This is a genomic window from Kitasatospora sp. NPDC048662 (genome assembly GCF_055587065.1).
The window spans coordinates 995,226-1,016,670 of sequence record NZ_JBVJHA010000001.1 but is presented as its reverse complement, the minus strand read 5'-3'; the positions used below and the strand labels follow the sequence as shown (position 1 = coordinate 1,016,670).

The window sequence follows — 21,445 nt, the reverse complement described above, 5'->3', positions numbered from 1 at the left end:
GGATCTCTGGTCGAGCGGCGCGAGCCGGGCCGCATCCGCGCACTTTTCGGAGGGGACCTCGGATGAGGACAGACGTGCGTTCCACGAGCAACAGACCTGGCGGCCTGATCCGCCGGTTGGCAGTCGCAGCCGCAGCCACCGCCATCGCCGCCACCACGGCGGCGGGCACCACGGGCACCGCTTTCGCGGCCCCGGCCGGGGCCCGGTCGGCGAACACCACGGCGTCGGTGCCGGGCGACCTGACCGGTGACGGCGTTCCGGACGTCGCGGTCATCACCGGCGGCGGGTACGCGAAGGCCCCGGGCAGCCTCTCGTTCTTCTCCAACGGCAGCGCCCCGGTCACGGCCTCGGACGACGCGCACAGCCCGGAGGGCGACAACTGGTCCAACTACGTGGTCACCCACCACGGCAGCCTGACCGGCGGCACCCTGGACGACCTGCTGGTGCTGAACACCGTCTCGCACCAGCTCTACGCCTACCCGAACGATGCCGGCACGGGCGGCACCCCTGGGCACTTCACCAGCAGATTCTCCACCAGGCTCGCCAAGCCGGCCTGCGCCCCGCCCACCGATTGCGCGGACTACGACGCGACCTGGAACAGCACCACCCAGATCGTCGCCACCGTCGGCAGCGCGAACACTGCCGGTCTGCCGGACGTCATCACGGTCGAGAACGGCAAGCTCTGGTACTACCCGGGCAAGGCCGGCACGATCCTCGGCAGCCCGTCGCTGCTCGGCACCGGCAACTGGGGCAACACCACGGTCCTGGCCCCGGGCAAGGCTGTCTCCGCTCCGGCCCTCTGGGTGCGTGAGAACACCAGCGGTGCCATCGCCACCCTTCCGCTGACGTTCAAGGCCGACGGCACCCCGGCCGCCCGGCTCGCACCCCCCACCACCGTGCAGCTGGAGAACGGCAGCACGCGGTCCGACGGCGCTCACCTGTGCCTCGGCACCGGGCCGAGCGGCCCGGGCGTGCGCGGCTTCGACTGCGACAACATCCCCTACGGGGTGGACAGCCAGTGGATCCTCGGTGCCGACGGCACCCTGCGCGCGACCGGTGGCTGCCTGGACAGCACCCCGGACGCGGCGCCCGCTCAGCCGATCTGGCGGTCCTCCCCGTGCAGCGGCGCTTCGAGCCAGAAGTGGAAGGCCGGGGCCGACGGCACCATCCGTGAGCCCGGATCGGGGCGCTGCCTGACCCTCGTCAACAACAGCTACGTCGGCCATCTGACCGAGCTCGACCCCTGTGACGGCACTCCGTCCCAGCTCTGGGGCACCTCCGGTGCCCAGGGCCCCGGAGCCCTGCCGAACCCACAGAACGTGCTGCCGGTGAGCGTGCAGCAGAACAGCGCCCAGCTGGCGGACTTCGGCAATGCGCACACCCTCGCCGTGGCGGCCGGCCGCGACGGCACCCCGGACCTGTTCACTGCCGGCGGCTGGGTGCAGCAGTACCCCGGCCGACCGCCCGTCAACGGCGTCGCGCAGTTCGGCGACCGGGTCGAGCTCGGCCGGGACAATCCGCGCTTCACGACGGTCGGCCGGGCGGGGGACAGCATGGTGAACTACGACGTCGTCTACTCGCAGTGCGCGAAGCTGACCCTGCAGCGCGACGGCAACCTGGTGCTGACCAAGCTGAAGACCGGTCAGACGCTGTGGTCCAGCGGCACCGCCGGCCTGTACGCGGCGTACGCGATGGTGGAGCCCGACGGCAGCTTCGGGGTCAACCGGTACGGGGACAGTCAGGTGGTGTGGTCGACCCAGACCCCGAGCCCGAGCCCGAGCACCACGCTGCTCGCCGTCCAGGACGACTGCGACATGGTCCTGCGCACCGGCGGCACCCAGCTCTGGTCCACCAACACCGCACCCTGGTCGAAGGGATCGGTACTCGCCCCGGGGATCACGCTGCACGGCGGTGACTCGGCCACCTCGGCCGGCGCCAGGCTTTCGATGCAGGCCGACGGCAACCTCGTCCTCTACACCACCGAGGCCTCCGGACGGACGCTCTGGTCCACCGTGACCTGGGGCCACCCCGGCGCGAGCGCCACCCTGCAGCCCGACGGCAACCTCGTCGTCCACGACACCGGCAACAACGCCGTCTGGTCCAGCGGGACTTGGGGCCACCCCGGCGCCCGGCTGACCGTGCAGGACGACCGCAACCTGGTCCTCTACGACTCCGACAACAAGCCCGTCTGGTCCACCGGCACCTGGGCCGCCGGTCCCGACAGCCGAGGCGTCCCGGTCGCCGTCGGCACCGTCCTCTACCCGGGCACCAGCATCGTCGCGGCAGGCACTCACCTCGACATGCAGGCCGACGGCAACCTGGTGCTGTACTCCAAGGCCACCGGCCGCGCCCTGTGGTCCACCAGCACCTGGGGCCACCCCGGTGCCCGCGCCGCCATGCAGGCGGACGGCAACTTCGTGCTGTACGACGCCAACGGCGGCGGTCTGTGGTCCACCGGCACCTACGGCCACGCCAACGCCCACCTCGTGGTCCAGGACGACAACAACACCGTCCTCTACGGTCCCCAGGGCGACCCGCTCTGGTCCACCGGCACCTGGCACCAGTCCTGACCACCACAGGCCCCCCGTGAGCCCGGTCCCCGCGTCCAGCGGGCACCGGGCTCACCGGGTGACAGCGTCCGAAAACCGCCAGTGTCACGACCCGCGCCCGCCTAGCCTCGCGGTCATGTCTCAACGTAGCCGCGACATCGTTCAGCACGCCTGGAAGGCGTTCGCCAGCCACGACGCGGAGCAGATCTCCGCCGTCTTCACCGAGGACGCCGAGTGGCTGGCGCCGGCCGGGAACGCCACGGCCGTCGCGTTGGACTGCCCCAGTCACATGGTCGGCAGGGCGGCGATCGCAAAGTTCCTCGCCGAGGACTTCGGCCGGTTGTTCGTCCGGGACGTCAATGTCGCGTTCCACGGCTTCCATGCCGACGGTGACCGCGTCGTCGTCGAGGAGACCATGACCGCGACGCTCGCCAACGGCAACCACTACGTCAACGACTACTGCCTCGTCTTCGAACTCCGCGACGGCCTGATCCACCGCGTCCGCGAATACATGGACACCGCGCGCGGCCACCGCATGGTCTTCGGCGACGGCGAGAAGTAGCGGGCGAGAGGGCCGCCCCGAGCCGGTCAAGGGTGGATCTACGCGAAGACCTCGACCACGCACTTCGCCGCACCACTGCGTTTGATCCTCGCGTCGCTGGTGATCAGCGGCACGCCCAGGGCTTCCGCCAAGACAACGTACTGGGAGTCGTACGCACTGAGGTTGGCGTGCAGTTTCTTCACCCGGTCCCAGAAGGGCAGGGTCTCCCGTTTGGCGATGGGGAGCATCCGGTACGCGGCTACCGCCCGCTCCACCTCCTTCTCGGTCAGTTTGCCGCCACGCTGCATGCCGAGGAGGGCCGACTGGATCTCGTAGTCCAGGAGGGTGGGCGCGTAGACGTCCCTCGCCTCGGCCACCCGGCTGCGGATGAGGTCTCCGTCGGATCCGTGGGCCGTGAGGACCAGGACGAGAGCGGAGCAGTCGATGACGATCAACGTCTGGCTCGCCCCTCGTCGATGGCGGCGAGGACGTCGGCGGTGCTGATGGTGGCGGTGGTCTCCCGGTTCAACCGGTCCATCATCTCCGCCATCGTGGGCTTGGACGCCTCCTTGGCGATCAGGTCCTGCATGAACGCCTGGAGCGACTGGCCGGCCTGAGCCGCGCGAACCTTCAGGGTCTGGATCTGATCGTCCGGGACGTCCCGGATCGTGAGGACGGTCATGCCTGCATTCTACTTCGATGTCTGCAAAATGCAGATGACTCGGCGGCCGCATCAGGCCTCAGGAAGGCCGGGAGCGAACCGCAAAGAGCCGCCCCGAGAGGCACAAGCTCTCGGGGCGGGCTCTCGCGTGCAGTGCGTCAGTCGGCCAGCGGGAGGTAGACCCGGTTGCCCTGGGCCTTGAACTCCTCGGACATGGCCTGCATGCCGGCTTCGGCTTCGGCGTCGGGCTCGGTCTCCGCGGCGGTCGATCCGGTGCCGTGCTCGTCCCGGATTTTTTGGCTGATCTTCATGGAGCAGAACTTCGGGCCGCACATGGAGCAGAAGTGCGCGGTCTTGGCGGGTTCGGCGGGGAGGGTCTCGTCGTGGAAGTCGCGCGCGGTCTCCGGGTCGAGGGCCAGGTTGAACTGGTCCTCCCAGCGGAATTCGAAGCGGGCGTCGGAGAGGGCGTCGTCCCAATCCTGGGCGCCGGGGTGGCCCTTGGCGAGGTCGGCGGCGTGGGCGGCGATCTTGTACGTGATGACGCCGGTCTTGACGTCGTCGCGGTTGGGCAGGCCGAGGTGTTCCTTGGGGGTGACGTAGCAGAGCATCGCGGTGCCCCACCAGGCGATCATCGCGGCGCCGATGCCGGAGGTGATGTGGTCGTAGCCGGGTGCGACGTCGGTGGTGAGCGGGCCGAGGGTGTAGAAGGGGGCCTCGTCGCAGATCTCCTGCTGGAGTTCCATGTTCTCGCGGATCTTGTGCATCGGGACGTGCCCGGGGCCTTCGATCATCACCTGGACGTCCTTGGCGCGGGCGATCCGTCCGAGCTCTCCGAGGGTGGTGAGTTCGGCGAACTGCGCCTCGTCGTTGGCGTCGGCGATGGAGCCGGGCCGCAGGCCGTCGCCGAGCGAGAAGGTGACGTCGTAGGCGCGCAGCAGGTCGCAGAGTTCCTCGAAGTGGGTGTAGAGGAAGTTCTCCTGGTGGTGGGCCAGGCACCAGGCGGCCATGATGGAGCCGCCGCGCGAGACGATGCCGGTCTTGCGGCGGGCGGTGAGCGGCACGTAGCGCAGCAGGACGCCGGCGTGCACGGTCATGTAGTCGACGCCCTGCTCGCACTGTTCGAGGACGGTGTCGCGGTAGACCTCCCAACTGAGTTCCTCGGCGCGGCCGTCGACCTTCTCCAGGGCCTGGTAGAGCGGGACGGTGCCGATCGGGACGGGGGAGTTGCGCAGGATCCACTCGCGGGTGGTGTGGATGTTGCGTCCGGTGGAGAGGTCCATGACGGTGTCGGCGCCCCAGCGGGTGGCCCAGGTCATCTTCTCCACCTCTTCCTCGATGGAGGAGGTGACGGCGGAGTTGCCGATGTTGGCGTTGATCTTCACCAGGAAGTCGGTGCCGATGATGGCCGGTTCGCTCTCGGGGTGGTTCACGTTGACCGGGATGACGGCCCGTCCGCGCGCCACCTGCTCGCGCACGAACTCCGGCTCCAGGCCTTCCCGGAGCGCCACGAACTCCATCTCGGGGGTGATCAACCCGCGCTTGGCGTAGGCGAGTTGGGTGACGGCGCCGCCGTCCCTGGCGCGCAGTGGGCGGCGTGGGCGGCCGGGGAAGACGGCGTCCAGGTTGCGCAGGTCGCCGCCGCGCGGCGCGGTGTGCTTGATGCCGTCGTCCTCGGGGCGGACCTCGCGGCCCTGGTACTCCTCGACGTCGCCGCGCTGGCGGATCCAGGCGTCACGCAGGGCGGGCAGTCCGCGCCGGACGTCGGTGGGCCGGTCCGGGTCGGTGTACGGGCCGGAGGTGTCGTACAGCGGGACGGTGCGGCCGTCGGTGAGGTGGACCTCGCGGTAGGGGACCCGCAGGTCGGGGCGGCTGCCCTGGCGGTAGGCCTTGCGCCAGGCCGGGGTGGGGTACCCGGTGGCGGCCGACTCGCGGGCAGACGGGTACTCGGAAAAAGCGGTCATCGGACCTTCAACTCCCTACGCCGGCATTACCCGGTCAGGTTCCTGCGGTCGGCGCAGCAGGTGGTCCGCGGGTCCGCGTACCGTCAGCGCCCTCTCAGCCCGGTGCTCCGAGCTCCCGTTCCGCGCAGGCGTCGTCCGCCTGCGTTCGGTTCCTCACCGTAGGGCACGCGGCGGCGCCGGTCCAGGGCGCGCTCCCGGGGCGGGGCCGCCCCGGCAGGCAACTCCCGCGTGGGCCCGCGCTGTTCACGCCCCTGGCGAGGTGGGAGAATCGTCCGGGTGATCGGACTGACGGGGCGGGTGACGGGGCGGATCGGCGCGGGCCTGGTCGGCGAGGTGATGGTGCACGTCCCGGAACGGCTGGGCACCGAGGCGTTCCTGGCCTACCGCGCCACCCCCGGCGAGCCGCTGGCGCCGGGCACCATGGTGGTCGTGGTCGAATACCAGCCACCGCGCACGGTGTACGTCGAACCCTTTTGATTGCACGTCAGGGAGCTTCCGGCAAACCTGCCGCAACAGTTTTGAGACAGTGAGAGTTCCCACCGTCCAGACCCTTCCCCCGTGATCCGGAACGGCGGAGAATGCGGCTGCCACCGGGTCCGCGCCAGTTCTGCACAACCCAAGCGCAGCACGGGACCGGTGCGCCCTGAAGGGGGAGATTGCCGATGTTGGTCGGCATCGTTGGAGGCGCCGTCGCCGGCGTCGTTCTGTTGGTCGTACTTTTCAAACTGATGTGGCGCGTGGCGGAACCCAATGAGGCGCTGGTGATCTCGGGTTCCAAGCACGGCGAGGGTCTGGGCTTCCGCGTGGTGACCGGACGGGGCACCTTCGTGGTGCCGGGCGTCCAGGCGGTGCGCCGGCTCTCGCTGGACCTGAACGAGGCCGCGCTGGACGTGGAGTGTGTGACGTCGCAGGGAATTCCCGTGCACGTCAAGGGGGTTGTGATCTTCAAGGTGGGCGACGACCCGGCGTCGATCGCCAACGCCGCCCGGCGTTTCCTGGACCAGCAGAAGATGATGGGCCAGCGGGTGCACAACGTGTTCGCCGGCCACCTGCGGTCCATCGTCGGCGGGCTGACGGTCGAGGACATGATCCGCGACCGCGAGCGGCTCACCGGTGAGACCCGCTCCGCCTCGGGCATCGAGATGGAGAAACTCGGTCTGATCATCGACTCGCTGCAGATCCAGGAGATCCTGGACCCGACCGGCTACATCACCAACCTGGCCGCACCGCACGCCGCGGCCGTCCAGCGCGACGCCCGCATCGCCGCCGCCGAGGCGGACCGGCAGGCCACCGAGGCCGAGCAGGAGGCGTTCGCCCGCAAGGCCGAGGCAACCCGCAACTCCGGTATCCAGCAAGCCGGTTACCAGGCCGAGATGGACACCGCCGCGGCCCGCGCGCTGCAGGCCGGACCGCTCGCGCAGGCCGCCGCCCGGCAGGAGGTCGTGGTCCAGGAGACCAAGGTCGCCGAGCTGGAGGCGCACCGCAAGGAGCAGCAGCTCCAGGCGGACGTCCGCAAGCCGGCCGACGCCCGCGCGTACGAGACCCGCACCAAGGCCGAGGCCGACCGCGATGCCCGGATCTCCGCCGCCGAGGCGCTGTCCCGGGAGACCGAGCTGAAGACCGCCGCCGAGGCGAACCGGGTCAAGGTCGCCGCCGCGGCCGAGGCCGAGGCCACCAGGGCCCGCGGTCTGGCCGCGGCCGAGGCCACCCGGGCCACCGGTGAGGCGCAGGCCGCCGCCGAGGCCGCCAAGGGTCTGGCCGAGGCGGAGGCGGCCCGGGCGAAGGGTCTCGCCGAGGCCGAGGCCACCCGGGCGCAGGGCCTGGCCGAGGCCGAGGGCATCAAGGCCCGCGCCGCGGCGCTGGCCGAGAACCAGGAGGCGGTGGTCGCCCAGCAGCTCGCCGAGAACTGGCCGGCGATCGTCCGGGCCGGCGCGGACGCGTTCGGCAACGTCGAGCACATGGTGCTGCTGAACGGCGCCGAGGGCATGTCCGAGATGTTCGCCAAGGCGCTCACCATGGGCGGGACCGGCCTCGGCCTGGCCCGCCAGCTGCTCACCGCGATGTCCCCAGCCGCCGAACCCGCGGAGGCCGCCAAGGCCGCCGCCGCCCCGGCCCAGGTCATCCCGATCGAGTCCGACGCCAAGTAACTCCCGGCAGTGATCAAAAATCCGCCCGGGTGAGGGAATCCCCTCCCCGGGCGGACCCATGACCCCACTCCTCGCCGCGCGGACACCGCGAGCCGCCGCCCGGCATCCGCGAGCCGCCGCCCCGCACCCGGGCAACTGCCCGGCGGGGACTAACTCTTGGCAGCCTTCTTGATCAGGATCACCACGGCGGCGGCGATGCCGACCAGCACCAGGGCGTTGACCGCGAAGCCGATGATTCCCAGCACCGTGCCCACGATGGTCCAGAAGACCTTCCAGGCGATGACCAGCAGAATGATCGGGACGACGATGTTGCGCACCCACGAGGGCAGCGACTTCCAGAGCTCGGCCATGTCCGTACCTTCTCCCCTCGGGCTCGGTGCCGGTGGTTCCGGCTGCGTTCCCGCTCCCTCGATCTCGACACTTCGATCGTAGGACGCCCGGAAGGCCGAAACGAGGCTTCCCGGCCCGGAGAGAACCCGGAGATCGGCCCCTGACGCGGGCCCCGGGAGAACCCTCAGGGCCCGGCCGGGCCCGGGGTCAGACCGGCCAGCTCTCGCCCTGCCAGGCGGCGTCCCAGAACATCCACTCGTACCGCGAGGTGGTGGTGAAGTGCTCGACCACGCGCCGCCGTTCGGCCCCGGAGAGCTCCTCGCCGATCCGGTCGGTGAGGTCCAGGACGCGGCGCACCACGGCCTGGAACTCCTCCCCGCCGTAGGCGGCTATCCACTTGGCGTACAGCGGGTCGGGGGAGGAGCGGCGCAGCAGTTCCTCGCCGACCCGGGCGTAGATCCAGTAGCAGGGCAGCACCGCGCCGAGCGCCTCCGCGAAGGAGCCGCCGTAGACGGTGGCGAGCAGGTAGCTGGTGTAGGCGCGGGTGGTGGGGAGCACGGGTTCGGCGGCGGCCGTGGCGCCGTCCTCGCCGAAGGCGTGCAGGAAGTCGGCGTGCATCTCCTGTTCGGCGGCGATGGCGCCGACCGCGTCGTTGGAGAAGGCCAGCACCTCGTCCTCGCCGGGGGCCTTGGCGGCGCACACCGCGAGCGCCCGGGCGTAGTCGCGCAGGTAGTGCGAGTCCTGCACGACGAAGTGGCGGAACGCGGTGCGCGGCAGGGTGCCGTCGGTCAGGCCGGCCAGGAACGGGTGGTCGAGGATGCGGCCGTAGACCGGCTCGATGGCCGCCCAGAGTTCCTCGGTGAGTTTCACAAGCTGCTCCTCAAAATGTGCGGTCCGGCGCGGTCACGGTCAGTCCTCCGGTGGGGAGAACACCACGAGCACCCGCAGTTCCTCGGTGATGTGGTGGAAGCGGTGTTCCGTCCCGGCGGGGACGAACACCACGCTGCCGCGGGCGACGGTGGCGGTCTCCCGGCCGACGGTCAGTTCGGCCCGGCCGCTGACCACCAGGTAGATCTCGTCCTGGGCGTGCGGGGTCTGCGGGTCGGTGTCGCCGGGGGAGAGCGCGTACAGCCCGGCGGACATCGTGGGCTGCTTCAGGAAGCGCAGGTACGCGCCGTCGCCGACGGCGCGTTCGGCGTCGAGTTCGTCCAGCCGGAACAGTTTCATCGGGGCACGGCTCCTCTCCCGGTCCGCGCCCATTCAACAGCACTCCACATCACGGTTGTTCGGGAGAGCTTCCGCCCGGGCGGGCGGGCTGCCACCATCCGCAGCATGAAGAATTTCGTGATCAAAACGCTCATCAACGCGCTGGCGATCTGGATCGCCGCCTGGATCGTCAACGGGATCACGCTCTCGGGGGGCGACTGGAAGCACAAGACGATCACCGTGCTCGCGGTGGCGCTGATCTTCGGTGTGGTCAACTTCGCGATCAAGCCGCTGGTGAAGCTGTTCTCGCTGCCGCTGTTCATCCTCACGCTGGGCCTGGTCACCTTCGTGATCAACGCCCTGATGCTCTGGCTGACGTCCTGGGCCTCGGACCAGCTGAACCTGGACTTCCACGTGGAGGGCTTCTGGGCGGCGCTGCTCGGCTCGCTGATCATCAGCCTGGTCTCCTGGGGCCTGAACCTGGCGTTCGGCGACGACGACTGAGACCGCGGCGGCGGGCGCGAGCCCCTGACCGGCCACCGGACGGCGCTCCGTGGCTGTCCGGTGGCCGGTCACCTCAGGTACGTGTCCTTCGGCTCAGCCCGCGTTCTCGTGCCCGGTGGTGGACAGGATGCTGGCCAGTTCCTGGTCGAGGTCGCCGCCGGTGGTCTCCTGTCCCAGCGGCACCACCAGGTCGGTGCGGGCGAGGAAGGCCAGCAGGGGCGCGGCCTCGGCACGCATCCGGGCGTCGCCCTCGGGGGAGCGCAGGACCAGGCCGACCTCGGCGAGGTCCTCGCCGACGGGGTGGATGTGCACGTCGCCCTCGCCGCTGGCCAGGCCGAGCCCGTCGACCAGCAGTTCGCGCGCGAAGACCCAGGTGACCGGTTCGTCGCCGGGCAGGTGGAAGGTGAATCGGACGGCGAACGGATCGCCGCCGTCGTACTCCATGTCGACCAGGACCCGGAAGGAGAGCTCGCTCGACACCACGAGGCGCATCGCCATGTGGGCTTGGACCGTGCTGTGCATGCGCCAGTACCTCTCGTTCTGCCCGCCCGGAACGCCGAGGGTCGAGCGGCGGGGTCGGGCTTCTGTGCGGTTCGCTGTCGGTTCTCTGTCGGTTCTTTGTCCCCAATTCCCCGTTCGGACCTCATCGTCCAGGTTTGACGGCGACGCGGACAAGGCGTGCTTTTTCAAATGGTGAACAACACGGCGCCGAGCCGGCGCGGCACCGCCCGCGGGTCGCCGGCGGTGGAACAAAATCCTCCGATTCGGCCCCTTGTGCGAGTTTCATGGTCACCGGGGCGCGGGAGACTCCCGCACAACGCTCGTGCCCCGGAGGTGACAGCCATGTCGGGCCCGGTCCGTCCTGTCGTCAAGCGCACCGCCCGCGCGATCCTGCTGGAGTTCGATCCGGCCGTCCCGCACGCGCCCGCCTCGCTGGTGCTGATCCGCCGGGTCCGCCCCGGCTCCCCGCACCCGTACTGGATCACGCCCGGCGGCGGCGTCGAGTCCACCGACCCGACGGTGGTCGCCGCCCTGCACCGTGAGGTGGACGAGGAACTCGGCGGGAAGATCACCGACGTGGTGCCCGCCTTCGTCGACACCGTCGCGCACTCCCACCACGAGGACGGCACCCCCGCCCACCCGCACGGCGTCAAGGTGCAGCACTTCTTCGTCTGCCGGCTCACCGACTTCGACCCGGCCCGCCGGCACGGCCCCGAGGTGGAGCAGCCCAACGGCGAGTACGAGATCGTCCGGGTGCCGTTCACCCGCGAGGGCGTCACCTCGGTCAACGTGGTCCCTCCCAGCCTCCGTGCCTACCTCGCCGCCAACATCGAGGGCATCCGCGCCCTGCTCGCCGAAGACCTCGGCTGACGCTCAGGCCGGCTCCCCCACCGGGTCGTGCCGGACGGCCCCGGCCGCCAGCCCGCAGCGCCGCAGCGCCGCCGCCCCGCCGCGCACCATCGCCGCCGGGCCGCTCAGGTACGCCGCGTACCCGTGCCACGGGGCGTGCCGGGCCACCAGCTCCGGCAGGGCCGGGGCATCCCCCTCGGACAGCACCGGACGGACCGTCAACCATTGGTGGAGCTCGGCGAGTTCGCGCAGCTCGGCCAGCCGGTACAGCCCGGACTCCCGGCGCGCCCCGTAGAACACCTCCACCCGGCGGCCCGCCGCCCCGTGCGCGGCGACCTCCTCCACCAGCGCGCCGATCGGGCCGATCCCGGTGCCGCCGCCCAGGCAGAGCAGGTGCTCCCCCGCCGTGTGGTCCACCGTCATTCCGCCCTCCGCCGGGCCCAGCCGCAGCACGTCGCCCGGCCGCGCCCGGTGCACCAGCGCATTGCTCACCCAGCCCGCCGGCACCGCCCTCACGTGCAGGGTCAGCAGCCCGTCCGCCCGCGGCGCCGAGCCGAACGAGTAGGGCCGCCACACCCGCGGCCACCAGGGCGTCTCCACCGCCGCGAACTGCCCGGCCCGGAACGGGTACTGCTGGTCCGGACGGAGCGTCAGCACCGCGACGTCCTCGGCCGCCTGCCGGTGCCCCACCACCTCGGCCTGCCACCACGGCGGGGCGGACCGCGCCTGCTCCTCCAGCCCCTCGACCAGCAGCCGCGACACCATCGCCAGCAGCCGCCGCCAGGCCGCCTCGGCCCGCTCGTCCCAGGCGTCGCCGCCGTACCGGGCCAGCGCCTGCACCAGGCACTCCTCGGCGGCGGCGTAATGCCCGGGCAGCGCACCGTACTTGCGGTGCCGGCGCCCCAGCGGGACGAGGAACTCGCGCAGCGCCGCCGGGTCGTCGCCGCCCTGCGCGCACTGCCGCAACGCCCGCAGCAGCAGCTCGCGCTGCTCGTCCATGGCGGCCGGGAACAGCGCCCGCAGTTCCGGGTGGCGCAGGAACATCAGCGCGTGGAAGTGTGCCATCGCCCGGTCCGCGACCGGCTGCACCGCCGCCAGCACCGCCCGGACCAGTGCCAGCTCGGCCGCGTCCAGTGGCCGCATCACCACCCCGGCCGTCCGCTCCACCGCCGCCACCGGCTGCGGCCAGGCCGGCTGCACGCCCCAGGCCCTGGTCCAACGGTCGCCCGGGCCCACCCAGTTGAGCGGAGCGGCCGGGGCGAACAGCGACTCGACGGGCGCGGGCCGGGCCGGGGCCGGCGGCGCGGGCACCGTCGGCGGGCGGGTGGGCTTCGCCGGGACGGCCGGCACCGGGGTGAGCGGCCTGCTGCCGAGTGCGAGCTGACGAGTAGCCAAGGGAATCGTTCCGCTTCCGGTCGACCGATCTGCTGACGCCGCCAGCACAGTGCCACCGACCGCGCGGCAGATCCGTCGAATCCGGCAAATTCCGGACACCCGGCCGGTCCACCCGCTACCCTTCCCCCGCCCGGGTGCGGCCGGCCCGAACCGGCCGCACCCGGACCGGGCTCACAGCCCCCGCAGCAGCATCCCCGGGCGCTCCACACAGTCCGCGACGAACCGCAGGAACCCGCCCGCGGTGCCCCCGTCGCAGACCCGGTGGTCGAAGGTGAACGACAGCTGGGTGACCTGACGGACCGCCAACTGCCCTTCGTGGACCCAGGGTTTGGGCGTGATCCGGCCCACCCCGAGCATCGCCGCCTCCGGATGGTTGAGGATCGGCGTGGAGCCGTCCACCCCGAACACCCCGTAGTTGTTCAGCGTGAACGTCCCGCCGGTCAGCTCCGCCGGGCCCAGCGACCCGTCCCGGGCCGCCTCGGTCAGCCGGGCCAGCTCCACCGACAGCCGCTCGGTGCCCAGCAGTTGGGCGTCCCGCAGCACCGGCACCACCAGCCCGCGCTGCCCCTGCGCGGCGAAGCCCAGGTGGACGGCGCGGTGCCGGCGGACGGCCTCGCCCTCGACGCTGGAGTTGAGCTCCGGGAAGCGCTCCAGTCCGGCCAGGCAGATCCGCGCCAGCAGCGCCAGCACGCTCACCTTCGGGCCCGGCACCTGGTTCAACTGGCCGCGCAGCGCCATCAGTTCGGTCGCGTCCGCGTCCACCCAGCAGGTCGCCGCCGGGATCTCCCGGTGGCTGCGGGTCAGCTTCTCGGCGACGGTGCGGCGCAGCCCGCGCAGCGGGACCAGCTCGTCGTCCGCTCCAGCTGGAGCCGCCGCCGTCCGGGCAGCCGGCGCGGCTCCGTCGATCGCCCGCTCGACGTCCCGCCGGGTGATCAGCCCGTCCGGGCCGCTGCCGGGCACCTGCGTCAGGTCGAGCCCGTGCTCGCGGGCGATCCGGCGCACCAGCGGCGAAATCACCGGCAGCACCGCCGGAGCCGTCGCCGCAGCAGGCGCGGGAGCCGCCACCGCGACCGGCGGCGCGGGTGCCACCACAGCGGCAGCGGCGCCGCCCGGCGCGACCCGGCGACGGCCGGCCCGGCGGGTCTCGGCCACCCCGTAGCCCACCAGCGGCCGCTCCGCCTGCGCGGCGGGCGCCTCCTCGGGGACGTGCCCGGGGGCGACGGCCACGGTGACCAGCGGCGCGCCGACCGGCACCTCCTGCCCGACCTCGCCGAACCGGGCGGTGACCACCCCGCCGTACGGGCAGGGCACCTCGACCACCGCCTTGGCGGTCTCCACCTCCACCACCGGTTGGTCGACGGCGATCACCTCGCCGACCTCGACCATCCAGCGCACCACCTCGGCCCCGGTGAGTCCCTCACCGAGGTCGGGCAGTGTGAACTCGCGGACCACCGGCATCGCCATCACTCCTCCCATTGGAGCCGGGCGACGGCGTCCAGGATCCGGTCCACCCCGGGCAGGTGGTGGTGCTCCAGCATCGGCGGCGGGTACGGGATGTCGAACCCGGTGACCCGCAGCACCGGCGCCGCCAGGTGGTGGAAGCACTTCTCGGTCAGCCGGGCGGCGATCTCCGCCCCGGCCCCGCCGAAGCCGCTGGACTCGTGCACCACCACGGCCCGGCCGAGCGAGCGCACCACCTCGCAGGCGGTGGCCTCGTCGAACGGCACCAGCGAGCGCAGGTCCAGCACGGCCAGGTCCCAGCCCTCGGCCTTGGCCGCCTCGGCGGCCTCCAGGCAGACCGGCAGCGACGGTCCGTAGCTGACCAGCACCGCCGAGGTCCCCGGCCGGCGCAGCACGGCCTTCCCGATCGGCTCCACGCCGGCCGCCGGGTCCCACTCGGCCTTGCCCCAGTACAGGCGCTTGGGCTCCAGGAACACCACGGGGTCGTCGGAGGCGATCGCCTCCCGCAGCAGCCCGTACGCGTCGGCGACGGTGGCGGGGGTGACCACGTGCAGGCCGGGGGTGTGCGCGTAGTACGCCTCGGAGGCGTCGCTGTGGTGCTCGACGCCGCCGATGCCGCCGCCGTACGGGACGCGGACGGTGATCGGCAGCGGGAGCTTCCCGGCGGTGCGGTTGCGCATCTTGGCGACGTGCGAGACGAGTTGCTCCATCGCGGGGTAGGCGAAGGCGTCGAACTGCATCTCCACCACGGGGCGCAGGCCGTACATGGCCATGCCGACGGCGGTGCCGAGGATGCCGGCCTCGGCCAGCGGGGTGTCCAGGCAGCGGTCGGTGCCGAACTCGGCGCTCAGGCCGTCGGTGATCCGGAAGACGCCGCCGAGGGCGCCGACGTCCTCGCCGAGCACGTGCACGGACGCGTCGGCGCGCATCGCGTCGCGCAGCGCGGTGTTCAGGGCCTGCGCCATGGTGCCGGTGCGCAGGCCGGACTGTTCGCGGGTGGCGGTGGTCATCGGGTGTGCACCTCGGCCTCTGCGGCCAGCTCGGCGGCCAGTTGCGCGGCCTGTTCGCGCAGCTGCTGGGTGGGTTCGGCGTAGACGTGGGCGAACAGGGACATCGGGTCGAGGTCGGGGTCGGCATGGAACTCGGCGCGCATCCGGGCGGCCAACGCCTCGGCCTCCTCGCCGGCCTCGGTGACCAGTTGTTCGTCCAGCAGGCCGCGCTCGCGCAGCGCGTCCTCCAGCAGCCGGATCGGGTCGTGCGCCTGCCAGGCGGTGACTTCCTCGGGCTGCCGGTAGCGGGTGGCGTCGTCGGCGTTGGTGTGTGCCTCGACGCGGTAGGTGAGTGCCTCCACCAGGGTCGGGCCGCCGCCGCTGCGGGCGCGTTCGACGGCCTCGGTGAGCACCTGGTGGACGGCCGCGGCGTCGTTGCCGTCCACCAGCCGGCCGGGCATGCCGTAGCCGACCGCCTTGTGGGCCAGGGTCGGCGCGGCGGACTGCCGGGTCAGCGGGACGGAGATGGCGTAGCCGTTGTTCTGCACCAGGAACACCACGGGGGCGTGCAGCACGGCGGCGAAGTTCAGGCCTTCGTGGAAGTCGCCCTCGCTGGTGCCGCCGTCGCCGAGCAGGGCCAGCGCCACGGTGTCGTCGCCGGCCAGCCTGGCGGCGTGGGCGAGGCCGACCGCGTGCGGGACCTGGGTGGCCAGCGGGGTGCACAGCGGGGCGGTGCGGGTGGCGCGCGGGTCGTAGCCGGTGTGCGCGTTGCCGCGCAGCAGGGTCAGTGCCTGCAGCGGGTCGACGCCGCGGGCGACCACGGCGAGGGTGTCGCGGTAGGAGGGGAACAGCCAGTCGTCGTCTCGCAGGGTGAGGGCGGCGGCTATCTGGCAGGCCTCCTGGCCGGTGGACGCCGGGTAGACGGCGAGCCGGCCCTGCTTGGTGAGGGTGGTGGCCTGCTGGTTGTAGCGGCGGCCCGCGACCAGCCGGCGGTACAGCTCGCGCAGCAGGTCGGGGTCGGCCTTCTCGGCGGCGGGGGTGCCGAGGACGCGCAGCGGTTCCTCGTCCGGCAGCAGCGGGGCGGGGTCGGTGCGGGGCGCGGTGGCGCCGGGCAGCCAGCCGGGCACGACGCCCGGGTCGGCCTGATCTCGGTGGTCCAGAACGGTCATGTGGGGCACCTCCGGGGTGGTGGGGGCTCCCTACCGATTGTTCGGTCGTCTGTTCATCTTGACCATAACCCCGTCAAGACGGTGGACAGTCGGCCGAAAGGGCGGTCTGCTGGGGCCAGCACGTCCAATCGCGAGGGATGGGGGGCCATGTCGGCTGAACAGGTGTCCAGACTCGACCGTGTCGACCGGTCGATCCTGCGGCTGCTGCGGCAGGACGGTCGCGCCTCGATCCGCTCGGTCGCCGAGCGGGTGCACGTGTCCCGGGCGAACGCCTATGCCCGGATCTCCAGGATGGTCGAGGACGGCGTGATTCGCGGCTTCACGGCCCGGATCGACCACGAGCGGGCCGGGCAGAGCGCGTCCGCGTACGTCACCCTGCGGATCGTCCAGAACTCCTGGCGCACCGTGCGCGAGCAGTTGCTCCAGCTGCCCGGCGTCGCGCACATCGCGCTGGTCGGGGGTGACTATGACGTGCTGATGCTGGTGCACACCGCCGACAACCGCGAGCTGCGCGAACTCGTCCTGGGCAGCATCCAGTCGATCCCGCAGGTGCTCAGCACCCGCACCATGCTGGTGTTCGAGGAGACCGACCACATTCCCTCGGACGCGCCCTGACCCGGCTCAGCGGGCCCGCAGGCCGTCGAAGGCCAGCTGGACCACGGCGTCCGGCAGGCCCTCCGAGTCGCGCTGGCCGGGGCGGTACCACTCCACCACCGAGTTGATCATGCCGAACAGCAGCCGGGTCGCCAGCCGGGGCTCCAGGTCGGCCCGCAGCTCACCCGCGCCGACGGCCTGCTGGACGAGTTCGGCCACCCGGTGGTCGAAGTCGCGCCGCCGCTCCAACGCCCACTGCTCGGTCACGGTGTTCCCCCGGACCCTCAACAGCAGTGTCACGTACGGCAGTTCGGCCAGCAGCACCTCGGCGGTGCGGCGCACCACGTGCTCCAGCCGGTCCACCGGCCGGCCCTCGACCGCCCGCGGCTCCTCCAGGATCGCGAACAGCGCGTCCAGCGCCCGCCCGACGGCCAGCCGCAGCAGTTCCTCCTTGCCGCGCACGTGGTGGTAGATCGAGGACTTGGAGATCCCCGCGGCCCGGGACAGGTCCTCCATCGAGGTGCCGTCGTAACCGCGCTCGTTGAAGACCCGCACCGTGACGGCGAGCAGCGACTCGACCGTGTAGGAGGCGCGCGTGAGGTTTTCGGCCATGGCAACGAGTATCGCGCCGCCCACACCGCCCCGTCAGCCGGGGTGCGGTTCCCGGCCGTCCGCCGAATCGCCCCGGACAGTGGGAGTTTCGGTCCGATATCGGCGCAAAAGATCAGGGAAAGCGGGTCACGTCCGTCGAATTCGCCGCCACCTGCCGGGTTCCGCGCGGGAATTCTCCGCATTGATTCGCAGCCGCCCGAGGTGCCCCGGATCCGCGCTGGTACGGCCCCCACCAGGAGTGGTTCGGCCCCGGCCGGGGCGCCGCCGCTCCGGGGGCCGACGCACCCGTCCACGAAGCGCGGTGGCCAGTCCTGACGCAGCCTTACACTGTCCGCACCGCCGCCCCCGGCGGCCCGAGATGGCACAGGATGGAGGCGGCCCGTGGGTGTCGTCCGGCAAGGGATGGCGGGTCGTCCACCGACCTCCGCCGAGAGCGGGATCACCACCGTGGACGAGGCCCCGGCCGAGACGGACGACCGGGCGCGGGAGGACTCGGCCGCCGAACCGGCCGCCGGCTCCGGGGCGGGTTGGGGATTGCGCCGCACCGCCCAGCGTTTCGGGCCGGCGCTCGCCCTGTTCGGCGCGGTGAAACTCGCCGGATTCGCCGCTTTCATGTGGCTGCTGGAAACCAGCGGCCACTACCGCACCACCGACCCGCGTTTCGGCGGCGGCACCCACCCGTGGGATGTGGTCGGCACCTGGGACGGCCTCTGGTACCAGAAGGTCGCGCAGCTCGGTTACGACCCGCAGCTGATTCCCGAGCAGGGTTTCTTCACCATCAAGCAGAATTCCGCCGCGTTCTTCCCGCTGTATCCGGGCCTGATCCGCCTGGTGTCGAACACCGGTCTCGGCCTGTACGGCGCCGGCATGCTGGTGTCGATCGTCGCCTCCTTCGTCGCCGCGGCCGGCATCTTCGCCGTGGTGTCCCGGCTGTACGGCCACCGGGCGGGCGTGATCGCGGCGGGCCTGTGGGCGGCGTTCCCGGGCTCCGGCGTGGAGTGGGCGGTCTACTCGGAGTCGGTGTTCGTCGCCCTGGCCGCCTGGGCCTGCTTCTTCGTCGTCGACCGCAACTGGGTGAGCGCGGCGGTGGTGACCTTCATGGCGGGCCTGGCCCGGCCGAGTTCGGTCCCGCTGATCGCCGGCGTGGCGCTGGCCGCCGCGATCGCCCTGTGGAAGCGCTCCGACGGCGTGGTGGGGCCGCTCACCGCGATCGTGCTGCCACCGATCGGCTGCCTGGGCTACCTGGGCTGGGTCGGCTACCGGATGGGCCACCTGGACGGCTACATCACCCTGCAACGCGGCGGCTGGCTGCACTTCTTCGACTGGGGCCGCTACACGCTGCGGGCAGCCACCAACGTGCTGCGCGGCGAGACCGACTACCTGTTCGCGTACCCGACCGAGGACCTGATCGCGGTCGTGGTGCTGCTCGCGCTGCCGATCCTGCTGGTGTCGCTGCTGTCCAAGCGCCCGCCGCTGGTGCTGACGGTGTACACGGTGGGCACCCTGGTGATGGTGCTCGGCAGCCAGCAGATGTTCGGCACGCTGTCCCGTTTCGTGCTGCCGATCTTCCCGCTGCTGATCCCGCTCGCGGTGGCCCTGGCCCGGGTCCGGCTGCGCAACCTGGCCACCGTGCTCGGCGTGGCCGCGCTGTCCTCCGGCTGGTTCGCCGGCTACGTCATCTTCCAGCTCGGCATTCCGTAGACGACCGGGTCGCCGCCCGCTCCGGCGCGTTCCGGCGCGGGCGGCGCCGCCTGCCGAGAACCTCTTGCACCGACCGATCGTTCGGTTACGCTGAGCCGTGTCCCGCCCCGCCCCCGTGAGGAGCGCACCATGGCCGCTGCGACCCCCCTGCCGGTCGCCGAACTGATCGCCCGCCACCAGGACACCCTCGACCGCGCAGTCGCCGCGGCCGGGTCCCGCGACTACTGGTCGCCGTACCCGGAGTTCCCCAAGGCGTACGGCGAGAGCGCCGCCGCCGACGGCAAGGCCGCCTTCGACGCCCTGCTGGGCCGGGAGTTCGAGCTGCCGGGCCACCCCGACGGCGGCGAGCCGGTGACCGGCGAGGCGAGCCCGTACGGCATCGAGCTGGGCATCTCCTACCCGCACGCCGAGCCGGACGCGCTGCTGGCCGCCCTGGAGGCCGCCCGCCCCGCCTGGGCCAAGGCCGGCCCGGCCGCCCGCGCCGCGGTCTGCCTGGAGATCCTGGCCCGGATCAACGCCCGCTCGCACGAGTTCGCGCAGGCGGTGATGCACACCACCGGCCAGGCCTACGGCATGGCCTTCCAGGCCGGCGGCCCGCACGCCCAGGACCGCGGCGTGGAGGCCGTGGCCTACGCGTACGCCGAGCAGACCCGGCTGCCGCGCTCCGCGCAGTGGACCAAGCCGCAGGGCAAGCGCGACCCGCTGGTGCTCACCAAGGAGTTCACCGCCGTCCCGCGCGGCACCGCGCTGCTGATCGGCTGCAACACCTTCCCCACCTGGAACGGCTACCCGGGCCTGTTCGCCTCGCTGGCCACCGGCAACGGCGTGCTGGTCAAGCCGCACCCGCGGGCCGTGCTGCCGCTGGCGCTGACGGTACGGATCGCCCGCGAGGTGCTCGCCGAGGCCGGCTTCGACCCGAACCTGGTGTGCCTGGCCGCCGAGCACGAGGGCTCCGCGATCGCCCAGGTGCTGGCGGTGCGCCCCGAGGTGAAGCTGATCGACTACACCGGCTCCACCGGCTTCGGCACCTGGCTGGAGGACAACGCCCGGCAGGCGCAGGTGTACACCGAGAAGGCCGGCGTGAACACCGTCGTCGTCGACTCCACCGACAACTACCGCGGCATGCTGGACAACCTGGCGTTCTCGGTCAGCCTGTACAGCGGCCAGATGTGCACCACCCCGCAGAACCTGCTGATCCCGCGCACCGGCATCCGCACCGAGGACGGCGAGCGCAGCTACGAGCAGGTGGTGGCCGACCTGGCCGCCGCCGTCGAGGGGCTGCTCGGCGACGACGCCCGGGCCGCCGCCATCCTCGGCGCCGTGGTCAACCCCGGGGTGCTCCAGCGCAGCGCCGCCGCGGCCGGCGGCGAGCTGGGCGAACTCGCCCTCGCGCCAAGGGTGGTGTCCTCGCCGGAGTTCCCCGGCGCGACCATCCGCACGCCCGCCCTGGTGAAGGCCGACGCCGGCAAGCCGGACGACCTCTCGCGCTTCCTGACCGAATGCTTCGGCCCGGTCGCCTTCGCGGTCGCCGTGGAATCCACCACCGCCGCCGTCGAACTGCTGCACCGCACCACGGTCGAGCACGGCGCGATGACCGCCGGCGCGTACACCACCGACCCCGAGGTCGAGACCGCCCTGATCGACGCCTGCCTGGACGCCGGCGTCTCGCTCTCGCTCAACCTCACCGGCGGCGTGTACGTCAACCAGACCGCGGCCTTCTCCGACCTGCACGGCACCGGCGCCAACCCGGCCGCCAACTCGGCGTACTGCGACGCCGCGTTCGTCGCCAACCGGTTCCGCACCGTCGAGATCCGCAAGTAGTCACGACCGGCGCGAAGCGGGCCCGGAGGCCGTCCACCACGACGGCGTCCGGGCCCGCTCCTATCCCTGCCCCAGGGGGAGTGGACAGGGAGTCAGGAGCTCCGGCGCGGATCGAACACCCACGCCCGCAGCAAGGTGGCCGCGGCGTTCGCCGCCACCAGCACGCCCAGCTCAAGGCCGCGCCCGGCCCGCGGGGAGAGCGCGTGCAGCACCGACACCGCCCGGTGGTCAGCGCCAGGCAACGAGTGCTGCTCGGTGTGCACGGGCACCACGATCTCCACCAGCCGCGTCCGGACCACCGCGCCGGCCGGAGCCAGGGCGGCGCGGAGCGTGGGAGGCATCGCGGGCTGAGTCATGGGAAGGAGGTTCACAGCCCCGGATGGGGCCGCGATGATGGCAGTCTGAAAGCGCTCTGAGAACCCGAAAGCCGTGGGACTCCGGTCCGTTGACCACC

General features: G+C 72.1%; 22 protein-coding genes. 9 read left to right on the top strand and 13 right to left on the bottom strand.

What is annotated here, in order from left to right:
- Positions 1-116 precede the first annotated feature (116 nt).
- Together ACZ6R9_RS04890 and ACZ6R9_RS04885 are read left to right on the top strand one after the other, a co-directional pair.
- On the top strand, positions 117-2,570 hold the full coding sequence (locus ACZ6R9_RS04890) for a ricin-type beta-trefoil lectin domain protein (protein ID WP_465536556.1): 2,454 nt from the start codon (positions 117-119) through the stop codon (positions 2,568-2,570).
- A gap of 115 nt (positions 2,571-2,685) precedes the next feature.
- Complete coding sequence (locus ACZ6R9_RS04885) at positions 2,686-3,111, top strand: nuclear transport factor 2 family protein (RefSeq protein ID WP_465536555.1); 426 nt, start codon at positions 2,686-2,688, stop codon at positions 3,109-3,111.
- Positions 3,112-3,149: 38 nt separating this feature from the next.
- On the opposite strand, the gene ACZ6R9_RS04880 is transcribed toward ACZ6R9_RS04885, so the two are convergent.
- The 3 genes from ACZ6R9_RS04880 to thiC form a co-directional block, all read right to left on the bottom strand.
- Positions 3,150-3,545, bottom strand: coding sequence for a type II toxin-antitoxin system VapC family toxin (locus ACZ6R9_RS04880; RefSeq protein ID WP_465536553.1), 396 nt, complete (start codon positions 3,543-3,545; stop codon positions 3,150-3,152).
- Positions 3,542-3,772 (bottom strand): FitA-like ribbon-helix-helix domain-containing protein, encoded by a 231-nt coding sequence (locus ACZ6R9_RS04875; RefSeq protein WP_465536551.1) that lies wholly within the window; start codon positions 3,770-3,772, stop codon positions 3,542-3,544. Before ACZ6R9_RS04875 ends, ACZ6R9_RS04880 begins: the two co-directional genes overlap by 4 nt.
- Positions 3,773-3,909: 137 nt before the next feature.
- A complete protein-coding gene (gene thiC, locus ACZ6R9_RS04870; protein ID WP_465536549.1) occupies positions 3,910-5,712 on the bottom strand; it encodes a phosphomethylpyrimidine synthase ThiC in 1,803 nt (600 codons plus the stop codon).
- Between the two features lie 276 nt (positions 5,713-5,988).
- Here thiC and ACZ6R9_RS04865 point away from each other — a divergent pair, with 276 nt between their 5' ends.
- Together ACZ6R9_RS04865 and ACZ6R9_RS04860 are read left to right on the top strand one after the other, a co-directional pair.
- A complete protein-coding gene (locus ACZ6R9_RS04865) occupies positions 5,989-6,189 on the top strand; it encodes a hypothetical protein (protein ID WP_380480147.1) in 201 nt (66 codons plus the stop codon).
- Positions 6,190-6,374: 185 nt separating this feature from the next.
- Entirely contained in the window at positions 6,375-7,859 is a 1,485-nt protein-coding gene (locus ACZ6R9_RS04860; RefSeq protein WP_380480149.1) for an SPFH domain-containing protein, read from the top strand.
- Between the two features lie 149 nt (positions 7,860-8,008).
- On the opposite strand, the gene ACZ6R9_RS04855 is transcribed toward ACZ6R9_RS04860, so the two are convergent.
- The 3 genes from ACZ6R9_RS04855 to ACZ6R9_RS04845 form a co-directional block, all read right to left on the bottom strand.
- Positions 8,009-8,209: a hypothetical protein gene (locus tag ACZ6R9_RS04855; protein ID WP_380480151.1), complete on the bottom strand. Its 201-nt coding sequence runs from the start codon at positions 8,207-8,209 to the stop codon at positions 8,009-8,011.
- A 187-nt stretch (positions 8,210-8,396) separates the two neighbouring features.
- Positions 8,397-9,059 carry a thiaminase II gene (gene tenA, locus ACZ6R9_RS04850; RefSeq protein ID WP_380480153.1) on the bottom strand — a complete coding sequence of 221 codons (663 nt, stop codon included), beginning with the start codon at positions 9,057-9,059 and terminating at the stop codon, positions 8,397-8,399.
- A gap of 39 nt (positions 9,060-9,098) precedes the next feature.
- Positions 9,099-9,416, bottom strand: coding sequence for a cupin domain-containing protein (locus tag ACZ6R9_RS04845; RefSeq protein WP_465536548.1), 318 nt, complete (start codon positions 9,414-9,416; stop codon positions 9,099-9,101).
- Between the two features lie 105 nt (positions 9,417-9,521).
- Here ACZ6R9_RS04845 and ACZ6R9_RS04840 point away from each other — a divergent pair, with 105 nt between their 5' ends.
- Positions 9,522-9,899, top strand: coding sequence for a phage holin family protein (locus tag ACZ6R9_RS04840; protein ID WP_465536546.1), 378 nt, complete (start codon positions 9,522-9,524; stop codon positions 9,897-9,899).
- Positions 9,900-9,992: 93 nt separating this feature from the next.
- Here ACZ6R9_RS04840 and ACZ6R9_RS04835 read toward each other — a convergent pair whose 3' ends face one another.
- Positions 9,993-10,421: an SsgA family sporulation/cell division regulator gene (locus tag ACZ6R9_RS04835; RefSeq protein ID WP_465536544.1), complete on the bottom strand. Its 429-nt coding sequence runs from the start codon at positions 10,419-10,421 to the stop codon at positions 9,993-9,995.
- 321 nt (positions 10,422-10,742) lie between these two features.
- Here ACZ6R9_RS04835 and ACZ6R9_RS04830 point away from each other — a divergent pair, with 321 nt between their 5' ends.
- Positions 10,743-11,270 (top strand): NUDIX domain-containing protein, encoded by a 528-nt coding sequence (locus tag ACZ6R9_RS04830; RefSeq protein WP_380480159.1) that lies wholly within the window; start codon positions 10,743-10,745, stop codon positions 11,268-11,270.
- Between the two features lie 3 nt (positions 11,271-11,273).
- On the opposite strand, the gene ACZ6R9_RS04825 is transcribed toward ACZ6R9_RS04830, so the two are convergent.
- The 4 genes from ACZ6R9_RS04825 to pdhA form a co-directional block, all read right to left on the bottom strand.
- Positions 11,274-12,644 carry a globin domain-containing protein gene (locus ACZ6R9_RS04825; protein ID WP_465536542.1) on the bottom strand — a complete coding sequence of 457 codons (1,371 nt, stop codon included), beginning with the start codon at positions 12,642-12,644 and terminating at the stop codon, positions 11,274-11,276.
- Between the two features lie 171 nt (positions 12,645-12,815).
- Positions 12,816-14,102, bottom strand: a complete 1,287-nt coding sequence (locus ACZ6R9_RS04820; RefSeq protein WP_465536810.1) for a dihydrolipoamide acetyltransferase family protein — start codon at positions 14,100-14,102, stop codon at positions 12,816-12,818.
- 5 nt (positions 14,103-14,107) lie between these two features.
- Positions 14,108-15,115 carry an alpha-ketoacid dehydrogenase subunit beta gene (locus tag ACZ6R9_RS04815; protein ID WP_380480163.1) on the bottom strand — a complete coding sequence of 336 codons (1,008 nt, stop codon included), beginning with the start codon at positions 15,113-15,115 and terminating at the stop codon, positions 14,108-14,110.
- Positions 15,112-16,263 (bottom strand): pyruvate dehydrogenase (acetyl-transferring) E1 component subunit alpha, encoded by a 1,152-nt coding sequence (gene pdhA, locus ACZ6R9_RS04810; protein ID WP_380480165.1) that lies wholly within the window; start codon positions 16,261-16,263, stop codon positions 15,112-15,114. Before pdhA ends, ACZ6R9_RS04815 begins: the two co-directional genes overlap by 4 nt.
- 147 nt (positions 16,264-16,410) lie before the next feature.
- On the opposite strand from pdhA, the gene ACZ6R9_RS04805 reads away from it, so the two are divergent.
- Positions 16,411-16,878: an Lrp/AsnC family transcriptional regulator gene (locus tag ACZ6R9_RS04805; protein ID WP_380480167.1), complete on the top strand. Its 468-nt coding sequence runs from the start codon at positions 16,411-16,413 to the stop codon at positions 16,876-16,878.
- 6 nt (positions 16,879-16,884) lie between these two features.
- On the opposite strand, the gene ACZ6R9_RS04800 is transcribed toward ACZ6R9_RS04805, so the two are convergent.
- Positions 16,885-17,469 carry a TetR/AcrR family transcriptional regulator gene (locus ACZ6R9_RS04800; RefSeq protein WP_465536539.1) on the bottom strand — a complete coding sequence of 195 codons (585 nt, stop codon included), beginning with the start codon at positions 17,467-17,469 and terminating at the stop codon, positions 16,885-16,887.
- 381 nt (positions 17,470-17,850) lie between these two features.
- On the opposite strand from ACZ6R9_RS04800, the gene ACZ6R9_RS04795 reads away from it, so the two are divergent.
- Both ACZ6R9_RS04795 and paaN read left to right on the top strand, forming a co-directional pair.
- A complete protein-coding gene (locus ACZ6R9_RS04795; RefSeq protein WP_465536537.1) occupies positions 17,851-19,170 on the top strand; it encodes a hypothetical protein in 1,320 nt (439 codons plus the stop codon).
- A gap of 129 nt (positions 19,171-19,299) precedes the next feature.
- Positions 19,300-20,991 carry a phenylacetic acid degradation protein PaaN gene (paaN, locus tag ACZ6R9_RS04790; protein ID WP_465536535.1) on the top strand — a complete coding sequence of 564 codons (1,692 nt, stop codon included), beginning with the start codon at positions 19,300-19,302 and terminating at the stop codon, positions 20,989-20,991.
- Between the two features lie 92 nt (positions 20,992-21,083).
- Here paaN and ACZ6R9_RS04785 read toward each other — a convergent pair whose 3' ends face one another.
- The gene (locus ACZ6R9_RS04785) at positions 21,084-21,347 is read right to left on the bottom strand and encodes a hypothetical protein (protein WP_465536533.1); all 264 of its coding nucleotides are present in this window, start codon (positions 21,345-21,347) and stop codon (positions 21,084-21,086) included.
- Positions 21,348-21,445: the final 98 nt, after the last annotated feature.